We start from the raw sequence: 23,623 nt of genomic DNA on the forward strand, positions 1-23,623 counted from the left end.
AGTACGCACCCAACGGCCCCCTCGCTTCACGAGGGGGTCCGCGAGTGGTAACTCTGCTGCATCTAACGGAGCAGAGTTACCACTCGCCCGCAACCGTCGCCGCAAACCCTCCACAGTCACTCTTTCGTGGCCAGGGCGGAAGCAGGCCAAGGTCGCCCACCACGACATGACACCTTTGCCCTTCCGCCCAATAGACCCGCTCGGCAACGCGCACGAGCCCCTAGAGCAGGCGGGCCCACTGATACTGCAGGTACACCTCCCACGGCTTGGCCGCGCGGTCGAGGAACATCAGGCTGTCGAGGCGGCAGTTGCATGGATTGCCCTCGCGCGTGTTCTGCGGGAAGCTGCCGCCGATCTTGATGCCGAGCGGGTTCGTCGCCGACGCGACGTCCGGCTCCGGCTCGCCCGCGACGGCCCACGGGTCGCCCTTGTCGACGTAGAAGCCGTCGACCGGTTTCCCGTTGCGGTACAACGCCATTGTGCCGTTGTCGTAGTCGAAGGTCGCGGCCAGGAAGACCCACTCGTTGAGCGGCAGCAGCTTCTGCCAGTCCTCGGTGGCCGCGAACGTCTGCGACGCGGCGCCGTCCACGCGCCTGCCCAGCGCGACCAGGTGGAGCTTGCCGTCCACATTGATCAATTCGAGCAGCGCGCGCACGGCGTGGCCGTCGGAGTTGCCCGAAAGCAGGCCCACCAGGCCGACCGCGCCATAGCGGGCGCCCGGCGTCGACGAGCCGGGGTTGGGGCTCGGATTCTCGCCGGTCATCTTGACCCAGCCCATGATCGACGCCTCTTTGGCGCCGTTGAACGCCTTGAGCGTCGGCTGGCCGCCGGGCGTGTACAGCCCGGCCTTCCAGTCGTCCGTGCCCTTTGCCGTCGGGTTGACCTGCTTGACCTGTAACGAATTCCGGCTGAACGCGCCGTCGCGCACCCGCATGTCCGCGCCGCCGTTGACGAGGTTGATGTTCGTGCCGGACTGCCCTTGGTCCGCCTCCTGCGCGGGCTGCCCTTTTACGGGGTGCTCGAAGTCGTAGTAAGCGACCAGATTTCTCGACAGGGTCGGAAAAACACCACGAGGCCAGTGCCGCGCGCTTGCCTGAGCGGGGACCGCCATCGACAACCCGAGCACCACCGCCAGCGATACTGCCAACAGCCGTCTCATCACTTCTCCCTCGTGCCGGTGACCGTCAGGTCGCGAAGCCGCCCGACGTTGTCGAACGAGCCGAAGCCGACCCGGCCGGACTGGAACGTGGTGTCGATCGCGGTCATCAGTGGCGCGTCCGAGCCATCGACGTAGACGGCGATCTCACCCGTGGCGGCACACTGCGTCACTTCGACGGCATGCCACTGGGCGTCCTTGACCGCGGGCAGCGCGCCGACCGAGCGCGCGGCGTCCCACTGGTCGTCGATCCGGAGCCGGTCGGCGTTGTTGACTGCGAAGATCCCGTTGTGCGGATAGATCGTGTTGTCCTGCGAGAGATGCGCGTAATAGAACTGCGTGTCGGACTGGTAACCGAACACGATGATCACGTCGCGGTTGGGGATGTCGACCGGGGTGTCCAGCCGGACCTCGGCGTCGATCCGCACGGAACCGAACTCCGGCCCCTTGGTCAGCACGGCGTACTCGAACGGCCTGCGCGGGCCGGGCCGCTGCTCCCCCGCCTGCGCGAGCACGACCTCACGGCCGGGGAACTGCCACTTCGCCGGGGTGACCGGCGCCCAGTCCTTGGCGCTCATCGCGTGCGAGACCTTGGTGTGCCCGACGCGGCAGTCCGCGAACTGACGGGTGCCGGTGATCTTCCAAATCTTCCCGTTTGCCTTGGCCGTCAGGTAAAGCTCGCCCGAGGCGTCCTGGCCGAAGCGCAGATCGACACGCGGGTCGCCCGCGAGCTCCTTCATGGTGACGCGCTTGCCTGCCTCGTTGTAGAGCATCAGCTGCTGCACCTTGGCCAGTGGCGCACCGATCCTCATCTCGCGCACGTCGCTGTAGAGCACGGTGCCGCCGACACCTTCGGCGAAGAGGTACTTGCCGTACAGGCCATCGAGCTTGTGTCCACGGTAGACGAACCCGCCCATGAGCGCGTTCAGGCTGTCAGAACAAGGTTTCGAACTGGCGAGCCGGTTGTGGTCGAACGCGGCGACCGGATAGGTGTAGCCGAATTTCGCGTCGTCCGGCGGCAGCGGGAAGACCCCGCAGCTGGGATCGCCACGCTTGTAGAGGAACGGGCCTTCCCGTTCACTCCAGCCGAGATTCGCGCCAGGCCTGATCTCGTAGACCGATTCGACGGCCTTCTCACCGATGTGCCCGAGGAACATCGGGTGCCGCCAGCCCGCCGGGTCCCAGGTGAACCGGTACGGGTCGCGCATGCCGGACGCGTAGACCTCACCGAGCGCTCCCGCCTTGCCCACGAACGGGTTCGCGCGCGGGATGCCGTACTTGCCGTTGGCGCTGTTCGTGCCGCGCGGGTCGATGCGGAGGATCTTGCCCTGCGGCATCAGCAGATCCTGCGGCACCGAGTTCTTCGTGCCGACGCCGCCGTCGCCGACGGCCATGTACAGCAGGCCGTAGTCGGCGTCCCACCAGTGCGCGGTCGGGTTGAACCCGATCTCCTGGATGCCGTGCAGCTGTCCTTCGAACCCGAGGCGCAGCACCTCACGGTGTGTGCCGGAGAAGACGTCGGCCTTCGGGTCGGTGGCGGTCCACTCGGTGAGCACGCCCTGCGCGGTCTGGGTCGCCGGGTACGCGAGGTCGGGGGTCTTGCTGGTCAGCGCGCCCCACGCTTCGGTGTGGATGGTGTAGAACCGGCCGTTCTGCGCGAACCGGGGGTGGAACGTGACGAAGCCGAACCCGCTGCCGAGTCCCCTGTGCGTGTAGAAGTCGGCGCCGGCGGCCACCGCGCCGACGTCGAGGTAGACGTGGTGCTGCCCGTCTTTGAGGAAATAGAGTTTGCCGTTGAGATCGGGAACGTACAACCGGCCCGAGTGGTCCGGTACCTCGCCCAGGTAGTTGATCCGGTTCCACCGTTTCAACCGGCTGTCGGTCGGCGGCGGAACCGGCTCGGACTTCGGAAGGGTGGCGATCTCCTTGAGCGTCAGGCCGAGACCGGAGACGGTCGGCGTCGGCAAGGGATCGAGCACTTGGTCATCGGCACGCGCCGAAGGTGTGATCAGCCCCGTCACCAGTATCGTGACGAGTAAAGCCAGTAAGCACGGTCTGGACCTGGACATTCGCCCCACCACTCTGTGCAGTCTCGATATATGTCCCTGAAAGCGCTTTCACACGGCGGATTTCAGACCATACAGAGACCAAAGCGGCATAGGCAAGCGCCTAACGGACGCGAACTTCCTCGACGTCCCACGACTGCCAAGAACCGCCGTGACCTTGCGAGTTCACGGTCGCGGCGAGCTTTCCCGTGGCGCCGGGAGCGACACTCACGGTGAAGTCGATCGGCGGATAAGCCTTATGTGGCGCGAGAACATCGTTACGGGTGCACCTGTCATTCGCGCAGGTCCAGCCCTGCCCGGCGGCTTTCACCAGCGCCAGTCCCTCGGGTAGTTCGACGGCCACCGTCTGCACACTCCCATCGGCGCCCTCGCGGCCAAGGCTGCCGAGCGTCGCACGGAACACGCCCGTCCCGCCGGCCTGGAAGACGGCGGGGAAATGTCCCGCTTTGAGGCTCAATGGGCTTCTGATGAACTCATACGAGCCCGGCACGTTTCCGGGATATACCAGTGGCAGATAAGGGACCGGGTTCCCGATACGCGGGACATTCCGAGTTGACGGCGTGTATTCATCCGGTGCCACACGGCCGTCGGCGCCGACCACGCCGAAGCAATAGCCGAGCGCGCGTGCGCCGTCGATGATCTGCGGCACCGCGGCGACGGTGGCGGCGCCCGCCGGAGTGTCGATCGGGCCGTCGTGCAGCCCGATCAGTGCGCCGGGCCGGAGTCCGGCGAGGATCGCGTCCCTGATCTCGGCGGCGGTCCTGGCCGGGTTCCAGTCCTCGGCATAGATCCACTCACCGTCCTCCCGCGCGAAGATCGAGTAGCCCAGCGAGGTGAGCGTCGCCCTGGTCGGCGGGTCCGCCACGGTGTACGGCGGCCGGACTCCCTTGAACGTCAGCGGTGCGCCGGCACTGGCAAGCGCCTCCTCGGTCCGCCGCACCTCCTTGACGACCGCGGCGGCGGGCAGTTCGGGGAGAAACGGGTGCAGGTAGGTGTGGCTGAGCTGGACGTGGCCTTCGGCGACCTGGAACGCCGGGAGCCGGGGATTCGCGTCGACGCGCACGCCGTTGTCGAAGAAGGTCGCGTGCACCCGCTTGTCCCGCAGTACTCGCAGTGTCTGCGGCCGGTAGTACGACGGGCCGTCGTCGAAGGTGAGCGCGACGTACTGGCCGCACCCCGTCTCCGCCGGCGCGGCAACCGGTGCCGTGAGCGAGGTCAGCGCGGTGACAGTCGCGATCGTGAGCGCGGCGAACATGCCGATCCCCCCAGGAAGTCGGGTAACGCGTATTCGGATCGTGCCACGGCTCCGCGGGCAGCGGCTCGCCGTGGCCGGAAGTTGCCGCTCGCGGAATCCGCTTGACGCGGCTTGAAAGATCAAGGCATGAGCGAGATCCGACTACGCCCCGCCGAGCCGCACGAGGCCGACGCCATCACCGCGCTGGCCCGCCGCTCGAAAGCGCATTGGGGGTACAGTCAGGAGTTCCTGGACCGGGTCCGCGACATCCTGGTGGTCCACCCGGAGCAGATCCACGACGACCGGGTGGTCGTGGCCGAACGCGACGGCGCGCTGCTCGGCTTCTACCGGATCGACGGGAAGCCGCCGTCCGGCGAGCTGGCCGACCTGTTCCTCGACCCCGCCTCGATCGGCACCGGGCTCGGGCGCAGGCTCTGGGAGCACGCGCTGGCTTCGGCCAAGGCGAAAGGCTTCGAGAGCCTCGACCTCGAAGCCGACCCGAACGCCGAGCAGTTCTACCTGCACATGGGCGCGGAACGCACGGGCGAGATCGAGGTCTACCCCGGCCGTTCGCTGCCGATCATGAGCGTCACGCTCTAGCCGACCACAGCCCAGGAGTCGTGAGTGTTGCATGAACACAGCGGCGCGCAGCACCTCCGTTGAGGGTGGCGGTGGGCGGCGGGTGGGCGGTTCTGGCCGCCCGCAACACTCACGAGCCACGCTGGGTTGAAGCGAGGGGCGCCCTCGGTGCGTAGTAGACACCCAGGGCGCCCCTCGCTGCCGTAGCGGACCGGCGGCCGTCGGGGGTCAGGCGTCGCGGCGGGCCCGTGCGCGGCGCTTGCCTTCGTGCATCGCCACCACCCTGGCGATCGGGATGGTGTGGCCCTCGGCGATCAGGTCGTCCGGGAGGCGCTGCGGGGCGGGCATGAACTCCGCCCAGGGGTCGCGCTCGCCCAGCAGCCCCGGCGCGGTCTTGATGGTGAAGTCGCGTGGCGTGACCTGCTCCAGGCCGTCCCAGGCGATGGGGAACGAGACCGGCACACCTGGCCGGATCCGGGGGCTGTAGGCGGCCACCACGGTCGCCCCGCCCGCTCGTGTCGAGTCGAGGAACACCTTCCCGCCGCGCTCTTCCTTGAGGTAGGCCGTGGTCGCGAGTCCGGGGTCGATCCGCTCGGCACGGGCGGCGAGCGCGCGGGTCGCGGCGGCGACGTCCTCGATGCCCTGCGGTTCGAGCGGGACGAAGATGTGCAGACCTTTGGCCCCACTGGTCTTGACGACACCTTCGAGCCCGAGGTCCGCGAGTGCCTGGCGGACCAGGAAAGCCGCGCGCACGACCACGTCGAAGGCCTCGCCCCCGGGCGGGTCGAGGTCCATCACCAGGTAGCCGGGGCTGGACTCGCCGATGCGCGCCAGTGGCACGTGGTACTCGATCGAACGCTGATTCGCCAGCCACAGCAGGGTTTTGCGGTCGTCGCAGACGACGTAGGAGACCTCGCGGCGAGACGACTCGGCCCACATCGAGGCCGTGCGCACCCAGTCCGGGGTGTACTTGGCGGCGTTCTTCTGCATGAACGGCGCCTGGCCGGGGCGGACGCGGAGCACCGAGAGCGGCCGGTCGGCCAGGCACGGGAGAATCCGGTCGCGGACGGCGTCGAGGTAGTCGACCAGGTCGCGTTTGGTCGCGTCCGCCTCGTCGAACAGTGCCGAGCCGAGACTCGTCAGCGATACCCCGTCGCGCACCTCGTCGCTGGTCATCGCCCCACGATGCCACATCCGCGCGCTGGGTCAACTTCGCAAGAGCCGAGCCGAAACATCAGCTCATTCGGAGCCTTTATCGATGCAGTTTCGGACGAATTGTGGCCAGACATCCGATCACCTCTTGCCCAGCGTGCTCCTGCTGGCGTAGATACCTCACTGAAACCGTCGAGCACGTCTTCTCTCCGCCGCAGGGGACGTCTGTCAGGAGGCAGTTCGTGCTGGGTACGAAGAAGTACGCCTTGTTCCGCCGTGCCGGGATTCTGTTCGCCACGCTCCTGCTCATCGCCGGGCTGGCCCCGGCGACCGCCAACGCCGAGTTGCAGCATCCACGCCAGGACTGGCTCCGCGCGTCGACCGCGGGCCTGTTCCTGCACTGGGGTATGCGCACCTCGCCCGGCTACACCAGTTGCGGCGCTTGGGAAACCGCCGTCACCAACGGCGGCTGGAACGCCAAGTACTGGATCGACGAGGCCAAGAAGCTGCACGCGCAGTACGTCGTGCTGGCCTCGTTCCACTCGCGACTCGGGTACGCGCGTGCGTGGCCGTCGAGCATCCCGGGTAGCTGTTCCACCAAGCGGGACTTCCTCGGTGAGCTGATCGCGGCGGGCAAGGCGCAGAACGTCAAGGTCATCAACTACATGACCGACGACCCGCAGTGGCACAACGAGGGCGGGCACGAGTGGCTCGACTCGGCCGCCTACTCGAAGTACCACGGCAGCAACGTCGACCTGACCCAGCGCGACGGGTTCGGCCGGTTCAGCTACGACAACTTCGTCGAGGTCATGCAGCGCTACCCGGATCTCGCCGGGTTCTGGATCGACAACGACAACGCGTACTGGGAGTCCAGCGGGCTCTACGAGCGCATCCGCAAGGACCGCCCGAGCTTCGTTTTGAGCAACAACAACGAAGACACGCCGATCATGGACACGATCAGCAACGAGCAGAAGACCGGCATGACGCCGTCGTACGACTACCCGCAGGCCGTCTACACGGCCGCGCCGCGGCTGATCGAGGCCTGCTTCAAGCTGCCGAGCACCGGCGCGTGGTGGTACAGCGGCTCGAACTCCTCGGTCGACTACAAACTCACGCTGGGCCGGTTCCTGACCAACAAGGGCTCGGACGTCAAGGCGCTGATGGCCGAAACCGCCATGGTGAACGGGAAGTTCCCGTCCAACCAGGAGGCGTTCAACAACTACGCGAACGGCTTCTTCGACAAGATCTGGGAGTCGATCGACGGCACCTGGGGCGGCGGCTACGACCACGCCGGCCTCAAACCGGGCTTCTGGAACAACGGCGCGCACGGCGTGACGACCGTGAGCAAGACCAACCCGAACCTGAACTACATCCACGTCGTCACGCCACCGTCGGGCAGTACGCTTTCGGTGCGGGACAACGGATACAAGGTCACCAAGGTGACCAACCTGCGCACCGGTGCGACGGTCTCGCACACCCAGTCCGGCGGCTCGCTCACGCTGAGCGGTGTGTCGAACTGGGACCAGTACGACACGGTCTTCAAGGTGGAGACCAGCGGCCGCGAAGGCATCATCCCGCCGTCGACGTACACGATGAGCGCCAGCAACGCGGCCGGCGGCCACCCGGCGTCGGCCGCGGCGGACGGCAACTACCTGACGTATTGGGACGCTTCGACCACTCAGCCCGCTTCGCTGCGGTTCGACCTGGGCTCGGCCAAGAAGGTCCAGTACGTCGCGCTGAACCAGCGTGAGGACTCGACGACGTACCCGTCATCGGCCTCGGCGCGGATCAAGAACTACCGCGTCTACGTGAGCAGCGACGGCACCAACTGGGGCAACCCGATCAAGACGGGCGCGTTGCCCAACCACCGCGGCGTGCAGTTCATCGATCTGCCGAACGGCACGACCGCCAGGCACGTCCGTGTGGAGAAGGTCGACAGCCAGGGCAACAACCGGCTGCGCGTCGACGAGGCCTGGCTCGGCTCCGACTACGCGGCAGGTGGCGGCACGGTCCCGCCGGACCCCGACCCGACGCGGATCGAGGCCGAGAACGCGACGATCTCGGCGGGCGTGGTCGAGTCCAACCACGCGGGCTTCTCGGGCACCGGCTTCGTGAACTACGACAACGCGGTCGGCAGCAGCGTCGAGTTCACGGTGAACGCCACCGCGGCGGGCCCGGCTTCGCTGAAGCTGGGGTACGCCAACGGGACCACGGCGAACCGCCCGATGGACGTCTCGGTCAACGGCACGACCGTGGCCTCCGGGGTGGCCTTCAACGGCACCGGCGCCTGGACGACATGGACAACGGCCACGATCCCGGTCACCCTCGCGGCCGGGGCGAACAAGGTCCGGTTCAGCGCGACCACGGCCAACGGCGGCCCGAACGTCGACTACCTCGAGATCGGGTAGTGGGGCTCGTGAGTGGTACGGCCGGTTAGAACCGGCCATACCACTCACGACCCCAGCCGGAAAAAACTTCCGCGGGTGGTGTCGAAACGGCCGGGTTCCAACCGACGCGTCTGTGTAAGCCGAGACGTGAAGGGAACATCATGGGGAACCACAAGCGCTGGACGTCCGCTCTGCTGGCCGCGGCCACGCTCACCGCGGTGACCGCCATCCCGGCGGCCGCGGAGGGCTCCGCGGTCGTGCGCACCGAATCGGGGCCGGTCAGCGGGACCGTCAGCGACGGATACCGGACGTTTCAGGGCATCCCGTTCGCCGCACCGCCGGTCGGCGAGCTGCGGTGGAAGTCGCCGCGGCCACCGAAGAAGTGGGCCGGGACGCGGGACGCGACCAAGCCGGGTGCGCGGTGCGCGCAGAGCGCGGGTGGCGCTACGCCCAGCGACGCCGAGGACTGCCTCTTCCTGAACGTCACCACGCCTGGCTCCGCGAAGGGCGGGCCCAAGCCGGTCATGGTGTGGCTGCACGGCGGCGGCAACAGCTACGGCAGCGCGGACGGGTTCGACGCGCACCGGCTCGCCGTCGGCGGGGATGTCGTCGTGGTGACCACCAACTACCGGCTCGGGGTGTTCGGGTTCGGCGGGCTGCCGGGACTGGAAGGCACCGGCGGGTTCGGCCTCGAGGACCAGCAGGCCGCGCTGCGCTGGGTGCGGGCCAACGCCGCCGCTTTCGGGGGCGACCCCGGCAACGTCACGCTGTTCGGTGAGTCCGGCGGCTCCTTCGACGTCTGCGCGCAGCTGACCTCGCCGGGCGCGCGGGGATTGTTCCAGCGGGCCATCATGCAGAGTGGCTCCTGCTCGACCACCTGGCCTGCCAACGGGATCATTTACGGCCAGCCCGGCAAGTCGGCGTGGGCTTCGGCCGACGCCATCGCGGCCGACGGTGCCGCGCTCGCCGCCAGGCACGGGTGCGCCGACGTCGCCTGCCTGCGCCTCGTGTCCGCCCACGAGCTCGCCAACGACCCGCTGATCAGCCAGCCGACCGCGGCCGGTTTCGGCAACCGCGTCCTGCCGGAACGGCCGGACCGCGCGCTGGCCGCCGGCCGCTTCAACCGGGTGCCCGTCATCACGGGCACCACCCGCGACGAAGGACGGCTGACCTCCGCGTTCACCCCGCACCCGTTCACCGAGGCCCAGTACCAGCAGCTGCTCGGCGACGGTTTCGGTGACCGGGCGAGCCGTATCGCCGCGCGGTACCCGACGAGCAAGTACGGGACGCCCGCGCTGGCTTGGGCGGCTGTGCTGACCGATGGCGTCTGGGCCTGCAACCAGCTGGCCGACAACAAGGCACTCGCGAGGAAGACCACGAGCTTCGGCTTCGAGTTCGCCGACCGCTCGGCGCCGACCGGGTACTTCCCGTTCCCCGAGGACGTCCCGGCAGGCGCCTTCCACTCGTCGGACGTGGCGTACCTCTTCGACGTGGCGGACTTCGTCGTCACGTTCACGCCGGAACAGCAGCGTCTCGCCGACCAGATGATCCGCTACTGGGGCCGTTTCGCCGCCACCGGTGACCCGAACGGCCACGACCTGCCGCGCTGGTCACGCTTCGACGGCGCCGTCCAGTCACTCGCGCCCGGCGCGATCAGGCCGGTCGACGCGGGCCGGGAACACGGCTGCGGCTTCTGGGCCAACTGAGTCGTGAGTGGTACGGCCGGTTCTAACCGGCCGTACCACTCACGACCCTGGTCGGATGTAGATGGCGCCGAAGCCGGATTCGGTCTTCATGGGGCGCCGGACGATCGCGACGCCGAAGCGCAGATCGGCGGGTTTGCCCGCACTGTCCACACAGAACACCGTCGCCAGTGTGCCGCCGAACCCGGCAGAGATCAGGTCGACGCCACGGCAATATCCCGGCTGCGAGCCCAAGGTCGTCACCTGCAGCACGTCGCCGCGCGTGACACCGCGGAAGCCGACGACGTAGACGCCTGCCGCCAGCTGCTTCGAAGTCCCGTTCTGCAGGAACGACAGGTCGCGGACAGAGCCGAGCCGCCAGTCGCTGTCGGCCGCCGCGCCGGTTTCTATTGCGTGGCAAGCGATTTCGACCGTGGAGACGACCTGGCAGCGCGTGTGGCCGTCGCCGTACGGGGTCACCTGCGCGTAGCCGGTCATCGGGGGCACGAGGTATCGGCCCGGTCCCGCGTGGCGCACGACCGCCGCGTCGGAACGGACGTCACCAGGCGAACCTTGCGCGAAGAATATGTCGAATCTGACGTCAACGGGTGCCGCTTCCGAGCGGCAGGTGACGGTGATCAGCTGGTCGTCACCGTCCGGCGCGGTGTCGCGGACACCGCAGGAGACGGCGGTGCCCGGCGCCCAGTGGTTGACGGTGACGTGCGCGACCCCGTCCTCGGCGCCGACGCCGGGCAGGCGCACTCGGTACTCGCCCGCGGCGAGGTGCGTGACCGTGGCCTTGCGCCCGGCCTGCGCGGTGTCCTTCTGCCAGGTCCCCCACACGCCGTCGCCCGCCATCGGGCGTTCGACCTGCAGCGGCTGGCTGTACTCGTTGTCGACCCGCGCGTAACCCCACTTGCGCGCCGGTGGCGGCGCCGGGGCCTCGGGTGGCGACGCGGCGGCCGTCGGCGCGGGTGGCACGATCGGCGCGACCCCGCCCGGCGGGTCGTCCGCCAGGTACGGCATGCCCGGCGCGGGCTCGTCGGCGGGCGCGGCGGTCGCCGACGGGACGTCCGGCAGCACGGGGTGGCCCGCGATCGGCGCGGCCGCCTCACCGGGCGGGGCGGCGAGCGCGCCCTGGCCTTGGCGGACGGTGTGCGGCGCCAGCACCAGCACCCCGCCGACGACCAGCAGCCCGATCACCCCGGCGGCGGCGTTCGCGGACCGCCGGATGGCCTTCGGGTTGCGGCGCGCGAACTCGGTCACCGCCCCGGCACGCTGGATCACTCCGACGCGCCGTTTGAGCAGCGCGAGCGCCTCGGCACGGCGTGGTTCATCCCGCTCGGCCAGCTCGAGGAGCCCAGGTCCCAGCGCCCACCGGGCGTAGCCGTGGGCGGCTTCGGCGCTGAAACCGGCCAGCGACGCGACGATGCCGTCCTGCGTCGCCTTGCGCGCACGGGCGAGCCGCCGGTCCACATCGGCGACGGGGACACAGATCGCGACCGCGAGTTCGGTGCCGACCACCGGGACACCGTTTTCCACGGTGAGCCGGACGTGCTCGGCCATCAGCCGCCGCAGACCCGGCTCGATGCCTTTGATCGCGTCCCGTATCCGGTGCACCAGCACGTCGTCGCCGGCCATTCATCCTCCCGCAGAGATCTCGTCCAGACTGACTCTGAGGCGGCCACGACGTATTAATCCCCGTAAAGCGAGAATGCCTTATCAGGGCTCGCTGGAGTTGCTCCATTTCGGTGAACGGACCGGGTGGTTTCCGCCACGATCGATTGACGGGATGATCCGCTGGGCAACCGGGGCGGTGGCTGCCCAGCGGAGCCTGACTCAGGGCGCCACGGCCCAGGAAATCTTCTCAATACCGTTGTTGATCGCACCGATTTTGGCGAACGCGGCCCTGTCGAGATTCAGGTCGCCTTTCTTGCCATCGGTGTCGACGTCGACGATCTGCACCTTCACCGAGCCTTTCGGCCCGGTGACCAGCAGCACGACCCCGCAATTGACGCTGCTGGCGTTCTGGTCGCCGTACTGCGGCAGGTTCAGCCCGGCGACGTTCTCCTTCGGCAGCTTCGGCAGGTTCTTGGACTTCACGCAGGCGACCTGGTCGAAGTCGGGCACGTAGTCGGTGAACGTCGCCTTTCCCTTGAAGGTGGCCGTGCCCAGGTTGCCGGAGTACGGCGCCGCGAACGCGGCGGGCGCGGCCAGTGCGAGCAAGGCGACGGCGACACCGGCGACCGTGCAGCGTGAACGCATGGAAATACCCTCTTCTCACTGGTGGATTTCGCGGAATTCGCACGCGCGCCGGGCAGGAGAAACAAGAGTCGGCGTTCGCGTTCGGCGGGGGTTCCGGAATACGGAAACGGCCCCTTTTCTTCGCCCGGCGACGGTGCCGGAAAAGACATTAAGGCGTCACCGGACGACTTTTCAGCCACCAACCGAGCGACAGACTAAAGTCTATACGTCACAAGTCGCGAAAATCAGCACGCCTGCCGTGAACGCCTGCCCCACGTACCGGAACGCAGTACGGCTTTGTCATACATGCCAAAGGAAGTATGCGGCAACGCGGTGACGAACTCGACGAGCACGAACACCCCGCCGACGCGTTCGGCCACCCAGGAGACAAGGTCTTCCTCGGATACCCGGGAACCCGGATCCGGCACGACCACGGCTTTGAGCGCGTCACCCATTTCCCGGCCGGGAATACCGACCACGCAGGCCTCGCGCACGCCGTGATGCGCCGTCAAGATCGATTCGATCTCGCGCGCGTGCACGGTGGCGCCGTTCGCGACGATCACCTCACGCTCGCGCCGCGAAATGTAGACGAAACCGCGGTCGTCGGTCACCGCGTGGTCACCGGTGAGCAGCCAGCCGTCGCGCAGCGCGCGCTCGGTCTCCGCGCGGCGATTCCAGTACCGGAGCATCACGTGCGGTCCGCTGGCCGCGATCTCGCCCTTGCGCCCGGCAGGCACCTCGCCACGCTCGCCGTCGACGATGCGCAGGTCCGTGATCGCGACCGGGCGTCCGCAGGAGGACAACGGCATGTGGTCACCGGAAGCCACGGCGCGGGCGTGGTCGCCCTTGGTCAGCACGGTCAGCTGGTTCGGCGCCTCGGTCTGGCCGTAGAGCTGGACGAAGATCGGCCCGAACTCCTCGATCGCGCGCAGCAGCCGCTGCCGGTCGACCGGCGCGCCGCCGTAGATCACGGTGCTCAGCGAGGAAACGTCGGCACGCGCTTGGGACATCCGGTCCACCAGCCGGTACAGCCGGTCCGGAGCGACCAGCGTCGCGGTGACGCGCTCGCGGGCGATGACCTCGACCAGCGCATCGGCGTCGAACCCGCCGACGAGGACGTTGGTGCCGCCGCGCATCCACACCGGCAGCACGAACCCACCGCCCGCGTGCGTCAGCGGCGCGACGTGCGCGAACCGGTCGCGCTGGCCGAGGCCGAGTTCGACCAGCTCGCTGAACAGCACCGCGATCATCGTGCGGTGGCTGTGCACGACACCCTTGGGCTGCCCGGTGGTGCCCAGCGTGTAGTAGATGCCGTACAGGTCGTCCTGGCGGACTTCGGGTGAGCCGGGACGGTCGGAGTGACACGCCATCAGCCTGTCCAGCGAACAGCCACCTGGCAGCACCGCGTCATCGTCCACGCAGACCACGGCGTCGACACCGCTCGTGCCCCTGATCCGCCCCACCCGCGCGGCGTGCGGCGCGTCGTGGACCAGCACGCTCGCGCCGGAGTCACACAGGATGTGCTGATGGTCGGCCACGCTGAGCCGGGTGTTGAGCGGCACCACGACCAGCCCGGCCCACAGCGCGCCGTAGTAGACGTCGAGCAGCTCCGGCCGGTCCTCCATCAGGATCGCGACCCGGTCGCCCTTCTCCAGCCCGAGCCCGCGCAACGCCCGGCCCGCGCGCCGGATCCGGCTGATGAGCTCACGGTAGGTGATCCGCGTTTGCCCGTACACGACCGCGATTTCCGGCCCGTAGGCCAGCGCACACCGTTCGACGAGCCCGCCGATGGTGTGGTCGAACATGGTGCGACGTCCTTCGAAGCGCGTGCGATGCCGTCAATTCACGCTAATTCGCCCGCCACGCCGATCCCATGTCGAACAGGCACACCCCACCACGCCGGAACGCGCGCTATCCCACAGTATCCGGCAGTCAGCCCGCCGCCTCTATGGACGCGTCGCCCGGCCGCCCCGGCGCGCCCAGCGCGCGCCGCAGCCGCAAGGCCACCAGCAGTTCGGTGCGGCGTTCGGTGAGCGCTTCGCCCAGCAGCTCGGTGGCGCTGCGGATCCGCATGCGCACGGTGTTCTCGTGCACCCCGAGTTCGGCGGCGGCCTTGGCCTGCGAGCCGGCCGACAACGACATCAGCAGCGTTTCCCTGATCCGGTCGGCCCGTTCGCTGTCCTCGGCCAGCTCGCCCAGTTCCTCGGCGATGAAACGATGCGCCGCGCGCTTGTCCTCGAGCAGCAGCGCTTCGAGCCGGACGTCGCGGTACCAGAGACAGGCGCCGGGATAGGCGAGCGTGGACCGCAGCGCGGCGGCGCGGGTCGCCTCCTCGTGGGAGCGGCGGACGCCGTCCAGCCCGGTCGCGGGGCCGCCCATCGCCATCGGCATGCCCAGCAGCGCGACCGCTTGCTTGATCCTGTTGAGCGCCTTGGAATCCTGCCTGCGCGAGTAGCCGAGCCAAGCCGCCCAGCTCGACGCGCCGCGCTGGACGACCAGCGAACCCCACGCCCCGGTCTGCTGGCGCAACGTGGCGACCGTGCGGACCACCTCGTGCCGGTCGCCGGTCTCGAGAAGCAGTGACACGTGACAGGCACGCAGCCGATAGCCGAGCACGTCGTCGAGGAACTGGCCGTGCTCCAGCTTGGCGCCGTCGAGAATCTCCTCCACCAGCACGCGGCGCCGGTCCTCGCCGGTGCTCGCCAGCTGGTCGGTCACCGCCTTGTGCTGATCGCCGATCAGGTCGACGGCCTTGGTGAAGTAGGCGAAGACGGCGTGCGTCGGGTTGCCGAAGACGCCGTTCATCGAACGGTCGCCCTTGTCCGTCGCGAGGAACGCGAGCGCGAGCCACTGCTGCCAGAACTGCTCCAGCCCGACCCAATAGGCCCGTTCGAGCGACGAGAACGGGATGCCGAGCTCGGCGGTGAGCCCCGCGAAGGTGAGGATCGGCGCGAACTGGGTGTCCTCGACCGTTTTCCGGCCGGTCGCGATGTCGACCAATGACCCGATGTTCGAGCGGACACACCGCCGCAGCACCTGGTCGAAGCCGGTCTCGGCCGCCTCGGTCGGGAAGACCCGTGTCGCGATGGCGTCGTGCACCGAGGCCACGATGGCGTCGAGGTCGACATCGACGCTGTTGGCGGCCTTGGCCGAGACGGGCGGCTCGCGCGGCACGGTCATCCGGGACCTCCTCGAACCAGGCGGGGGACCACGCTCGCTCCAGCATGGTCGCACCGGCCCGGTCACACAAGGCGATCAGCCGCCCTGCGGATTGTGGTCGCTCACCCCGCCCCAGCGCGACGGCGGCAGCACGATCACGCGCACCTTCCCGATGATGTTGTCCACCGGCACCGCGCCGGACACGCCGCCGCTGCCCTGGCAGCGCGAGTCGCACGAGTCGTTGCGGTTGTCGCCCATCACCCAGACCATCCCGGCGGGCACCTTGACCGGCTCGAACGGCTGCTGCGTGTTGGGCTCGCCCAGCCAGTGGATGTAGGGCTCGTCGAGTGGATTCCCGTCCACGAGCACGCGGTTCTGCGCGTCGCAGCACTGCACGGTCTGCCCGCCGACCGCGATCACGCGCTTGACGAAGTCACGCTCGTCCGGCGGCGCGAAGCCGACCAGCGAGCCGAGCCAGCGGAACGTGCTGGTGATGAAGTTGCCGGACTCCTGCGGCGCGATCTCGGCGTTGCCCCAGGATTCGGGGCCCTTGAACACGATCACGTCGCCGGGGCTCGGGTCGTTGAAGTCGTAGACCACGCGGTCGACCAGCACGCGGTCGCCGAAGCAGCCGGTGCAGCCGTGCAGGGTGGACTCCATCGACTCCGACGGGATCATGAAGACCTTGCCGAGGAACTGCTGGATCAGGATCGTCAGTACCAGCGCGACCGCGATCAGAATCGGTAATTCCTTCCAGAATGACCGTTTCTTCTTCGGCGGCTTTCCCCGCCTCGAGCGCCGGGAGGTGCCTTCGGGGTTCGGCGCACCGCCTTCGGCGTCGTCATCGTCTTCGGCGGCATTCGGGGTAACGGGTTCGGCCACGTCGTCAGGCTACCCATCAAATGCGCATGACGGTTGGGTTGCGATGCCTGCGCCACGGTCGGGTGACGGGGCACACTGAGCCGCCGGTCGAGAGAAGGGGGCATGGATGCCGAAAGTTCGCACGTGGGCACTGGCAACACTGTTCGCCCTGCTCTCGCTGATCGGGACACAGGCGCACGCCGCGCCGTCTTCACCGGTCGCCGCGGTCTCGCACGCGCATGCCCAGACCGCGGACGAGACAGCTCAGCAAGATCAGAAGACGGCCAAGAGCAAGCTGGTCGCCGGCGGGGTCGCGCTGGTGCTGCTGTTGCTCGTGGTCTGGGGCCGCAGCCTCCGCAAGCCCAAGAAGAAGAAAGAGGAGCCCAAGAAGTAGGCGCTGCTCCAAGCGGGTTGCTGTCGTTGCCAAAGACTAGAACATGTTCTTATCTGAGTGCCATGGCCGACAACCTTTCCCGCCGCAGACTGTTCGTGGGCACCGGCCTCGCCGCGGCGTCCGGACTATTGAGCGCCACCCCGGCCGTGGCCGCCGAAGAGTTCGACGTGGTCGTGGCCGGCGCGGGAGCCGCCGGGATGACGGCGGCGCTGACCGCCGCGAAACGCGGCCTGAGCTGCGTGGTGGTCGAGAAAGCGCCGGTGTACGGCGGATCGGCCGCCCGCTCCGGCGCCGGCATCTGGATCCCGTGCAACCCGGTGCTGGCCGCGGCGGGCGTGCGTGACGACCCCCAGCAGGCGGCGGCCTACCTGGCGGCGGTCGTCGGCGACGCCGTCCCCGCCGCGAGGCAGAACGCGTTCCTGTCCAACGGCCCGGCGATGATCTCGTTCGTGATGGCGAACAGCCCGCTGCGGTTCCGCTGGATGGAGGGCTACAGCGACTACTACCCGGAACTGCCCGGCGGCATGCCGAACGGCCGCTCGATCGAACCGGACATGTTCGACGGCAACCTGCTCGGCGCCGAGCTGGCGCGGCTGAATCCGCCGTATATCCCGGCTCCGCCCGGCCTGGTCGTGTTCAGCGCCGACTACAAGTGGCTCAACCTGGCCGCGGTCGACCCGAAGGGCGTCGCGGTCTCGGCCGCCTGCCTCGCGCGCGGCACCGAGGCCGCGCTGAAGGGCCAGAAACCGCTCACCATGGGCCAATCGCTGGCAGGCGCGCTGCGCGCGGGACTGCTGGCCGCGAACGTGCCGGTCTGGCTGAACACCCCGCTGCTGGACCTGCACAGCGAGGGCGGCAGGGTCACCGGCGTCGTGGTTTCCCGTGGTGGCACCGAAACCTTGGTCCGCGCGCGGCGCGGGGTGATCGTCGGCTCCGGCGGGTTCGAGCACAACGCGAGCATGCGCGCGCAGTACCAGCAGCAGCCGATCGGCACGGAGTGGACGGTCGGCGCGAGTTCGAACACCGGTGACGGCATCCGCGCGGGCGCGCGGGCGGGCGCGGCGCTGGCGTTGATGGACGACGCGTGGTGGGGCCCGGCGATCCCGCTGCCGGAGGAACCCTGGTTCTGCCTGGCCGAGCGGACACTGCCCGGCGGCTTGATCGTCAACACGGCGGGGCAGCGCTTCGTCAACGAGGCCGCGCCGTACAGCGATGTCGTGCACACGATGTACCAGCGCGGGCACACGTCCGCGTGGCTCGTCTTCGATCAGCACTACCGCAACAAGTACCTGTTCAAGGATGTGCTGCCGACGCTGCCGTTCCCGGATTCGTGGTACTCCTCGGGCGCGGCGGTGAAGGCGTGGACGGTCGACGGGCTGGCGACCGCGATGGGCATACCCCAGAATGCCTTACGTACCACCGTTTCCCGCTTCAACGGCTTCGCGCGCTCCGGCGACGACGCCGATTTCCGGCGCGGCGAGAGCGTCTACGACCACTACTACACCGACCCCGGTGTGTACCCCGACTCGTGCCTGGCGCCGCTGTGGCTCGCGCCGTACTACGCGTTCAAGATCGTGCCTGGCGACCTCGGCACCAAGGGCGGGCTGGTCACCGACGCCCGTGCGCGCGTGCTGCGCCAGGACGGTTCGGTCATCCCCGGCCTGTACGCGGCGGGCAACGCGAGCGCGGCGGTGATGGGCCGCAGTTACGCGGGCGCCGGGTCGACCATCGGGCCCGCGATGACGTTCGGCTACATCGCGGCGAAGGACATTTAGCGGGGCACCCAGAGTGTGACCCGGGTGCCGCGGCCAGGGCGTGAGTCGATCGTGCCCCGGCCGCCGACCTCGGCCAGCCTGGCGATGATCGACTGGCTGATGCCGAAGCCGGGCGGCTGTTCCCGCATGCTGAAGCCATCGCCGTGATCGCGCGCGACGACGGCGATGCCGCCTTCGCGTTCCTCGATCCGCAGCACGACGTGGTTGGTGCCCGCGTGCTTGATGGTGTTGCGCATGGCCTCGCGCACCGCGTCGCACATGGCATCGCGCCTGGCCTGCGAAAGCTTCAGCTCCTGGTCCGACTCGGCCGCCACGAGCTGCGTGCGCAACCCGTCACGCGCCATCTCGGTCGCCACCTCGGCGAGCTCGGCCGCCAGCCCGCGGTCGACCTCCGGCGGCTCGACACCGACCAGCTCACGCCGGATCTCGGCGGCCTGGGCCCGCGCCGCGGCACGCAGCTCGTCCAGCCGGTCGACGGCCTGCGTGTGGTCACTCGGCGTCGCCATCGACATCGCCTCGAGCGTCTGCAGCACGCCGTCGTGCATGACCCGTTGATAGCGCAGCCGCTCGGCCTGACGGCCTTCGCGCATCCCGATCCCCAGCGCGAACCGTGTCCCGACACCGAGCACGACCAGGATGCCCGCCGCGACGAACATCGCCACGACCAGCGCGAAGAAGCAGCCGACCGACCGGTTCAGCGCGAGCGGGTCGTCCAGCGGCAGCCCGCCTGCCAAGGTCAGCCCCGCCCGCACCGGAATCGAGGCGGCCAGCAGCACCAGCGAACTCGTGATGCCGAAGAACGAGGCCCACAGCACGACCGACCCGACCATCCAGGTCCAGACCACGTCCACCGCGAACGGCTGGATCGCGGCGGGCACGCTCACCGCGACGGCGAGGTTCAGCACCAGCCCGATCACGAGATCGGCGGCGATCATCCGGCTGACGAGCTTGGCCCGGATCCCGGGCCCGCGCAGCACCCAGATCACCGCGGCCACGTTCAACGCGACCGCGACGATCGTCGCGCTGAGCACGGGCGCGAGCCCCAGGCTGCCGTTGTTCGACACGTACCCGATGAAGACCTTGGGAAACCCGCCGATCCGGTACAGCAGCCCGCCGAGCACGGCATACCGGCTGGCCCGCATGAGGATCGAGTCACCGTCGTCCTCGACCGCGATGACGGTGCGCCAGTCAGGCATGTCGTCCAGTACCGGATCCGGCGAACGGGCCAGCACCGAGGAACCCTTACGGAGCAACGCCTTGACGAATCTGGCGGGCGGTGCCGTCGGGCTCGCCTCTGGCATCGGCACCCTTCCGTCCGGCGTCGGGCATTGAGCCTGTCAGCGCGGGTGGTCCGGCGTCAAGACGGGTCTAAACCAGCCAGTTCCCGTCGCGCATGAGCCTGCGGTCCGGGTGCTCGTCCAGCTCGCGCCACGACTCGACGGTGCGCGGAGTGAGCCGGAAGAAGCGGTAGCCCGCGCTTTCGCGCGCGTCCCAGTCGGCCTTGACGGCGAACGCGTCGCCGTACTCCGGCGGCACGTCGTCGAGCGGCTCGGCGGCGGTGTCGATGTGCACGACGTCGCGGCTGTGGCCGAGCACGGCGACCGCCTGCCCGCCCGCGACGATGTTGCGCGCCGTCGGGTTGTTGCGGTGCGTCGCGATGACGAGTGCGGTACCGCTCCACCAGAAGGCGAGCGGCACCAGCGTCGGGCGGCCGGTCAGGTCGGCGGTCGCGACCCAGACGTCGACGTCCTGCTCCAGCCTGCGCAGCGCGTCCTTCTTGCGCCGCTGCGGGGAACGGGTCACTTGGTGGCCATGAGCAGGTACTCGTGCGCCTTGTTGGAGACCATCGGATCGTCGCCGCCGATCTTGCGCTCGTAGAGGTGGATGCGCTCGTCGCCCAGCGTCAGGTGACGGCCGAGCACGGCGGAGGCGTCCCAAGCGAGCGGGACGAATTTGCCTGCCAGGCGGCGGTTCTGGACCGCGATGACCGCGTGCGCGCCGGGGCGCATGGTGCGGGCGATGGCGGCGAAGGCCTCGTCGAGCGCGTCCAGGTAGTCGCTGTACTCACGCAGCGCGTACATCTGACCGTCCGTTGTGGACTCTTGGTCGAGATTGGTGCCGAAGTACGGGAGATCGCAGAGCACGAGGTCGACGCAGCCGTCCGGCAGCGGCGGCTTGCGCGCGTCCCCGCAGAGCATGATCTGCCCCGGGTACTTGCCCTCGATGCGATACCCGGCCTCCGCGGCGCGGGACTCGGTGATCTCCATGCCGATGCCGCGGCGGCCCTCGACCGAGGCCGCGACCAGCGTGGTGCCCCAGCCGGCGAACGGGTCGAAGACGAGGTCACCCGGCTTGCTCAGCTCGGTGATCAGCGGGCGGAGCTGACTGACGAGCCCGGCCTGACCCGCCGCGGCGGCCAGTTCGTGCTCACCGTCCTCGGCATCGAGTACCAGCCAACTCTGGACGCCCATGCAGCTCACCCCATGTTTCCGGCTCGACGACGCCGGTGAGCATAGCCGCGCGCGTGACCACGAGGAAGACGGTGAAAATACCGTCGCCCGCCCTATTGGAATGAAGCGTTCCGTTCTGCTATGTTTGCGGAACCAAGCATTCCGTTCCGACTCTGGGAGACACCGTGACCGCCATACTCGAAGCGCCGGCCGCGACGCCGGTGCGGTCCGACCGCCGCTGGCTGGGCCTGTTCGCGATCCTCGCCGCCGACCTGCTGAACCTGCTCGACTCGACCGTCGGCACCATCGCCGCGCCCGCGATCAGGGCGGACCTCGGCGGCTCGACCTCGACGCTGCAGTGGATCGCCGCCGGCTACACCCTCGCGATGGCGGTCGGCCTGCTGGTCGGCGGCAGGCTCGGCGACATGTACGGCCGCAAGCGGATGATGCTGGTCGGCGTCGTCGGCTTCCTCGTCGCGTCTTTCCTGTGCGGCGTCAGCTTCTCGCCGGAGATGCTGCTGACGGCGCGGGTGCTGCAGGGCGCGTTCGGCGCGGTGATGGTGCCGCAGTCGTTCGGGCTGATGCGTGAGCTGTTCGGCGCCGACGTCGGCAAGGCGTTCGCGCTGCTCGGGCCGGTGATCGGGCTCGCCACCGTGCTCGGCCCGGTGGTCGCGGGGCTGCTCGTGGACGCCGACCTGTTCGGCACCGGCTGGCGCATGATCTTCCTGATCAACGTCCCGCTCGGCGCGTTCGCACTCGTCGTCGGCAGCCGGGTACTGCCCGCCTCCGAGCCGGCCGCACGCGGTCAGCGTCTCGACGTCCGCGGCGCCGTGCTGGCGGCCGCGGGAATGTTCCTGCTGGTCTTCCCGCTGACGCAGGGCCACGAACTCGGCTGGCCCGCCTGGACGCTCGCGCTGCTCGCCGCTTCGGTTCCCACCCTGGGCGTGTTCGCCTGGTTCCAGCACCGGCAGGCGCAGATCGGCGCGGCCGTGCTGATCCGGCTCACCGTGTTCGCCAAGCGGTCGTACAGCTCGGGTGTCGGCTTCGTGCTCGCGTTCTTCGGCGTGATCACCGGGTTCTCGCTGGCCGTCGGCCTGTTCCTGCAGCTCGGCCTCGGCTACTCCCCGCTGCGCGCCAGCCTCACGATGGCGCCGTGGGCGGTCGGCGCGTTCGTCGGCTCCGCGCTGAGCAGCATGCTGATGACCAAGCTCGGCCGCCACATCCTGCACATCGGCCTCGGCTTCATGGCGCTCGGCCTGACGGGGTTGTTCTTCACCTTCGACGGCAGCCTGCTCGGGCCGCTCGCGGTGTTCGGCTTCGGCATGGGCATGATCTTCGTGCCGCTCTTCGACATCATCGTCGGCGATCTCGGCGACGACGAGGTCGGCTCGGCGTCCGGGGTGCTGACCTCGGTCCAGCAGCTCGGGGCGTCGCTCGGCATCGCGGTGCTGGGCACGGTCTTCTTCAGCGAAGCGGGCGCTGGGGTTTCCGCGGTGCCGGAGTTCGTCGGCGCGGCCAAGGTGGTCACGCTGATCGCGCTCGGCCTGACCGCGGTGACGTTCGCGCTCGGCTTCCTGCTCCCCAAGAAGGCCCGTCGCTAAGCTGCTAGGTCAAGGAGGAATCCCGTGGCGCTCAACGGCAGGAAAGCGCAGGCCGCCCGCAACGACGAGATCATCGTGGCGGCCGCGCGCGAGGTGTTCATCGCCGACCCCTCGGCACCCATCGCCGCCGTCGCGGACCACGCGGGCGTCGGGATCAGCGCGCTCTACCGGCGTTACCCCAGCAAGGACGACCTGCTGCGCAAGCTCTGCTTCGACGGTCTCATGACCCACATCGAGACCCTCGAAGCGGCACTCTCCGACGACAGCGACGCATGGACGGTCTTCGAGACGTTCATGCGCCGCGTCGTCGAGAAGGACACCCACTCGATCACCATCGCGCTGGCAGGCAAGTTCACCCCGTCCCAGGAGCTCTACGACGCGGCAGGTCGCGCAGGCCGCCTCGGCGCCGAACTGATGGACCGGACCCGTCAGGCGGGCGCCATCCGCGCCGACTTCTCCGACGCGGACCTCGGCGCGGTGTTCGAGCAGATGGCGGCCATCCACATCGGCGACGAGGAACGGACTTCGGCGTTGCGGCAGCGGTACCTGACGCTCGTGCTCGACGGCCTGCGCACGGCGACGACCCCGCTCCCCAGCACCCCGCCCACCTTGGAAGAACGCGCCCAGCGCTGGGTCGTCTCGTGAGCGTTGCGGGCGGTTCTATTGTGCGGAAAGCCAAATGTGGCTGGCTGCTGAGGCGCGCCGAAGCCTCGGGTGGGCGTGAAGCGAGGGGACCTTTGGGTGCGTAGTACGCACTCGGGGGCACCCTCGCTTCACGATGGGGTTCTGGCGGAGTCCGCGAGTGGTAACTCTGCTGCATCCAACGGAGCAGAGTTACCACTAGCCCCACCAGAAAGAGGGGTTTACCCCCACCGCGAGATCC

General features: G+C 68.9%; 19 protein-coding genes. 7 read left to right on the forward strand and 12 right to left on the reverse strand.

Going from position 1 to position 23,623, the window contains the following annotated elements; all coding sequences use genetic code 11:
- Positions 1-220: 220 nt before the first annotated feature.
- From ACFV15_RS41275 to ACFV15_RS41285, 3 genes are all read right to left on the reverse strand, one after another.
- Positions 221-1,159, reverse strand: coding sequence for a hypothetical protein (locus ACFV15_RS41275; RefSeq protein ID WP_378358030.1), 939 nt, complete (start codon positions 1,157-1,159; stop codon positions 221-223).
- Positions 1,159-3,225 carry a PQQ-dependent sugar dehydrogenase gene (locus tag ACFV15_RS41280; RefSeq protein ID WP_378358031.1) on the reverse strand — a complete coding sequence of 689 codons (2,067 nt, stop codon included), beginning with the start codon at positions 3,223-3,225 and terminating at the stop codon, positions 1,159-1,161. The genes ACFV15_RS41275 and ACFV15_RS41280 overlap by 1 nt, the downstream gene beginning before the upstream one ends.
- 100 nt (positions 3,226-3,325) lie before the next feature.
- On the reverse strand, positions 3,326-4,477 hold the full coding sequence (locus ACFV15_RS41285; protein ID WP_378358033.1) for a polysaccharide deacetylase family protein: 1,152 nt from the start codon (positions 4,475-4,477) through the stop codon (positions 3,326-3,328).
- Between the two features lie 126 nt (positions 4,478-4,603).
- Here ACFV15_RS41285 and ACFV15_RS41290 point away from each other — a divergent pair, with 126 nt between their 5' ends.
- Positions 4,604-5,056, forward strand: a complete 453-nt coding sequence (locus ACFV15_RS41290; RefSeq protein WP_378358034.1) for a GNAT family N-acetyltransferase — start codon at positions 4,604-4,606, stop codon at positions 5,054-5,056.
- Positions 5,057-5,263: 207 nt separating this feature from the next.
- Here ACFV15_RS41290 and ACFV15_RS41295 read toward each other — a convergent pair whose 3' ends face one another.
- Complete coding sequence (locus ACFV15_RS41295) at positions 5,264-6,211, reverse strand: DNA polymerase domain-containing protein (protein ID WP_378358035.1); 948 nt, start codon at positions 6,209-6,211, stop codon at positions 5,264-5,266.
- A gap of 218 nt (positions 6,212-6,429) precedes the next feature.
- On the opposite strand from ACFV15_RS41295, the gene ACFV15_RS41300 reads away from it, so the two are divergent.
- Both ACFV15_RS41300 and ACFV15_RS41305 read left to right on the forward strand, forming a co-directional pair.
- Positions 6,430-8,595, forward strand: a complete 2,166-nt coding sequence (locus ACFV15_RS41300) for a discoidin domain-containing protein (RefSeq protein WP_378358037.1) — start codon at positions 6,430-6,432, stop codon at positions 8,593-8,595.
- 140 nt (positions 8,596-8,735) lie between these two features.
- Positions 8,736-10,280 (forward strand): carboxylesterase/lipase family protein, encoded by a 1,545-nt coding sequence (locus ACFV15_RS41305; protein WP_378358039.1) that lies wholly within the window; start codon positions 8,736-8,738, stop codon positions 10,278-10,280.
- A gap of 39 nt (positions 10,281-10,319) precedes the next feature.
- Here ACFV15_RS41305 and ACFV15_RS41310 read toward each other — a convergent pair whose 3' ends face one another.
- The 5 genes from ACFV15_RS41310 to lepB all read right to left on the reverse strand — a co-directional run bounded on the left by ACFV15_RS41310 (position 10,320) and on the right by lepB (position 16,541).
- The gene (locus tag ACFV15_RS41310; protein WP_378358041.1) at positions 10,320-11,897 is read right to left on the reverse strand and encodes a hypothetical protein; all 1,578 of its coding nucleotides are present in this window, start codon (positions 11,895-11,897) and stop codon (positions 10,320-10,322) included.
- Positions 11,898-12,095: 198 nt separating this feature from the next.
- Positions 12,096-12,521 (reverse strand): hypothetical protein, encoded by a 426-nt coding sequence (locus ACFV15_RS41315; protein ID WP_378358043.1) that lies wholly within the window; start codon positions 12,519-12,521, stop codon positions 12,096-12,098.
- A 224-nt stretch (positions 12,522-12,745) separates the two neighbouring features.
- Entirely contained in the window at positions 12,746-14,305 is a 1,560-nt protein-coding gene (locus tag ACFV15_RS41320; RefSeq protein WP_378358044.1) for an AMP-binding protein, read from the reverse strand.
- A 127-nt stretch (positions 14,306-14,432) separates the two neighbouring features.
- Positions 14,433-15,680 carry a PucR family transcriptional regulator gene (locus tag ACFV15_RS41325; RefSeq protein ID WP_378358046.1) on the reverse strand — a complete coding sequence of 416 codons (1,248 nt, stop codon included), beginning with the start codon at positions 15,678-15,680 and terminating at the stop codon, positions 14,433-14,435.
- 75 nt (positions 15,681-15,755) lie between these two features.
- Entirely contained in the window at positions 15,756-16,541 is a 786-nt protein-coding gene (gene lepB / locus ACFV15_RS41330; RefSeq protein ID WP_378358048.1) for a signal peptidase I, read from the reverse strand.
- A 106-nt stretch (positions 16,542-16,647) separates the two neighbouring features.
- Between lepB and ACFV15_RS41335 the strand changes: the two genes are divergently transcribed.
- On the forward strand, positions 16,648-16,914 hold the full coding sequence (locus ACFV15_RS41335) for a hypothetical protein (RefSeq protein ID WP_378358049.1): 267 nt from the start codon (positions 16,648-16,650) through the stop codon (positions 16,912-16,914).
- Between the two features lie 62 nt (positions 16,915-16,976).
- Complete coding sequence (gene kstD / locus ACFV15_RS41340) at positions 16,977-18,689, forward strand: 3-oxosteroid 1-dehydrogenase (RefSeq protein WP_378358051.1); 1,713 nt, start codon at positions 16,977-16,979, stop codon at positions 18,687-18,689.
- On the opposite strand, the gene ACFV15_RS41345 is transcribed toward kstD, so the two are convergent.
- The 3 genes from ACFV15_RS41345 to ACFV15_RS41355 form a co-directional block, all read right to left on the reverse strand.
- On the reverse strand, positions 18,686-19,990 hold the full coding sequence (locus ACFV15_RS41345) for a sensor histidine kinase (RefSeq protein ID WP_378358053.1): 1,305 nt from the start codon (positions 19,988-19,990) through the stop codon (positions 18,686-18,688). The genes kstD and ACFV15_RS41345 overlap by 4 nt on opposite strands.
- Before the next feature lie 67 nt (positions 19,991-20,057).
- Positions 20,058-20,492 (reverse strand): pyridoxamine 5'-phosphate oxidase family protein, encoded by a 435-nt coding sequence (locus tag ACFV15_RS41350; protein ID WP_378358055.1) that lies wholly within the window; start codon positions 20,490-20,492, stop codon positions 20,058-20,060.
- Positions 20,489-21,160, reverse strand: coding sequence for a TRM11 family SAM-dependent methyltransferase (locus ACFV15_RS41355; protein WP_378358056.1), 672 nt, complete (start codon positions 21,158-21,160; stop codon positions 20,489-20,491). Before ACFV15_RS41355 ends, ACFV15_RS41350 begins: the two co-directional genes overlap by 4 nt.
- Before the next feature lie 164 nt (positions 21,161-21,324).
- Between ACFV15_RS41355 and ACFV15_RS41360 the strand changes: the two genes are divergently transcribed.
- Positions 21,325-22,740: an MFS transporter gene (locus ACFV15_RS41360; RefSeq protein WP_378358057.1), complete on the forward strand. Its 1,416-nt coding sequence runs from the start codon at positions 21,325-21,327 to the stop codon at positions 22,738-22,740.
- A gap of 24 nt (positions 22,741-22,764) precedes the next feature.
- On the forward strand, positions 22,765-23,385 hold the full coding sequence (locus tag ACFV15_RS41365) for a TetR/AcrR family transcriptional regulator (protein ID WP_378358059.1): 621 nt from the start codon (positions 22,765-22,767) through the stop codon (positions 23,383-23,385).
- Positions 23,386-23,623: the final 238 nt, after the last annotated feature.

It is taken from the genome of Amycolatopsis sp. NPDC059657 (assembly GCF_042734395.1).
Lineage (GTDB): Bacteria > Actinomycetota > Actinomycetes > Mycobacteriales > Pseudonocardiaceae > Amycolatopsis.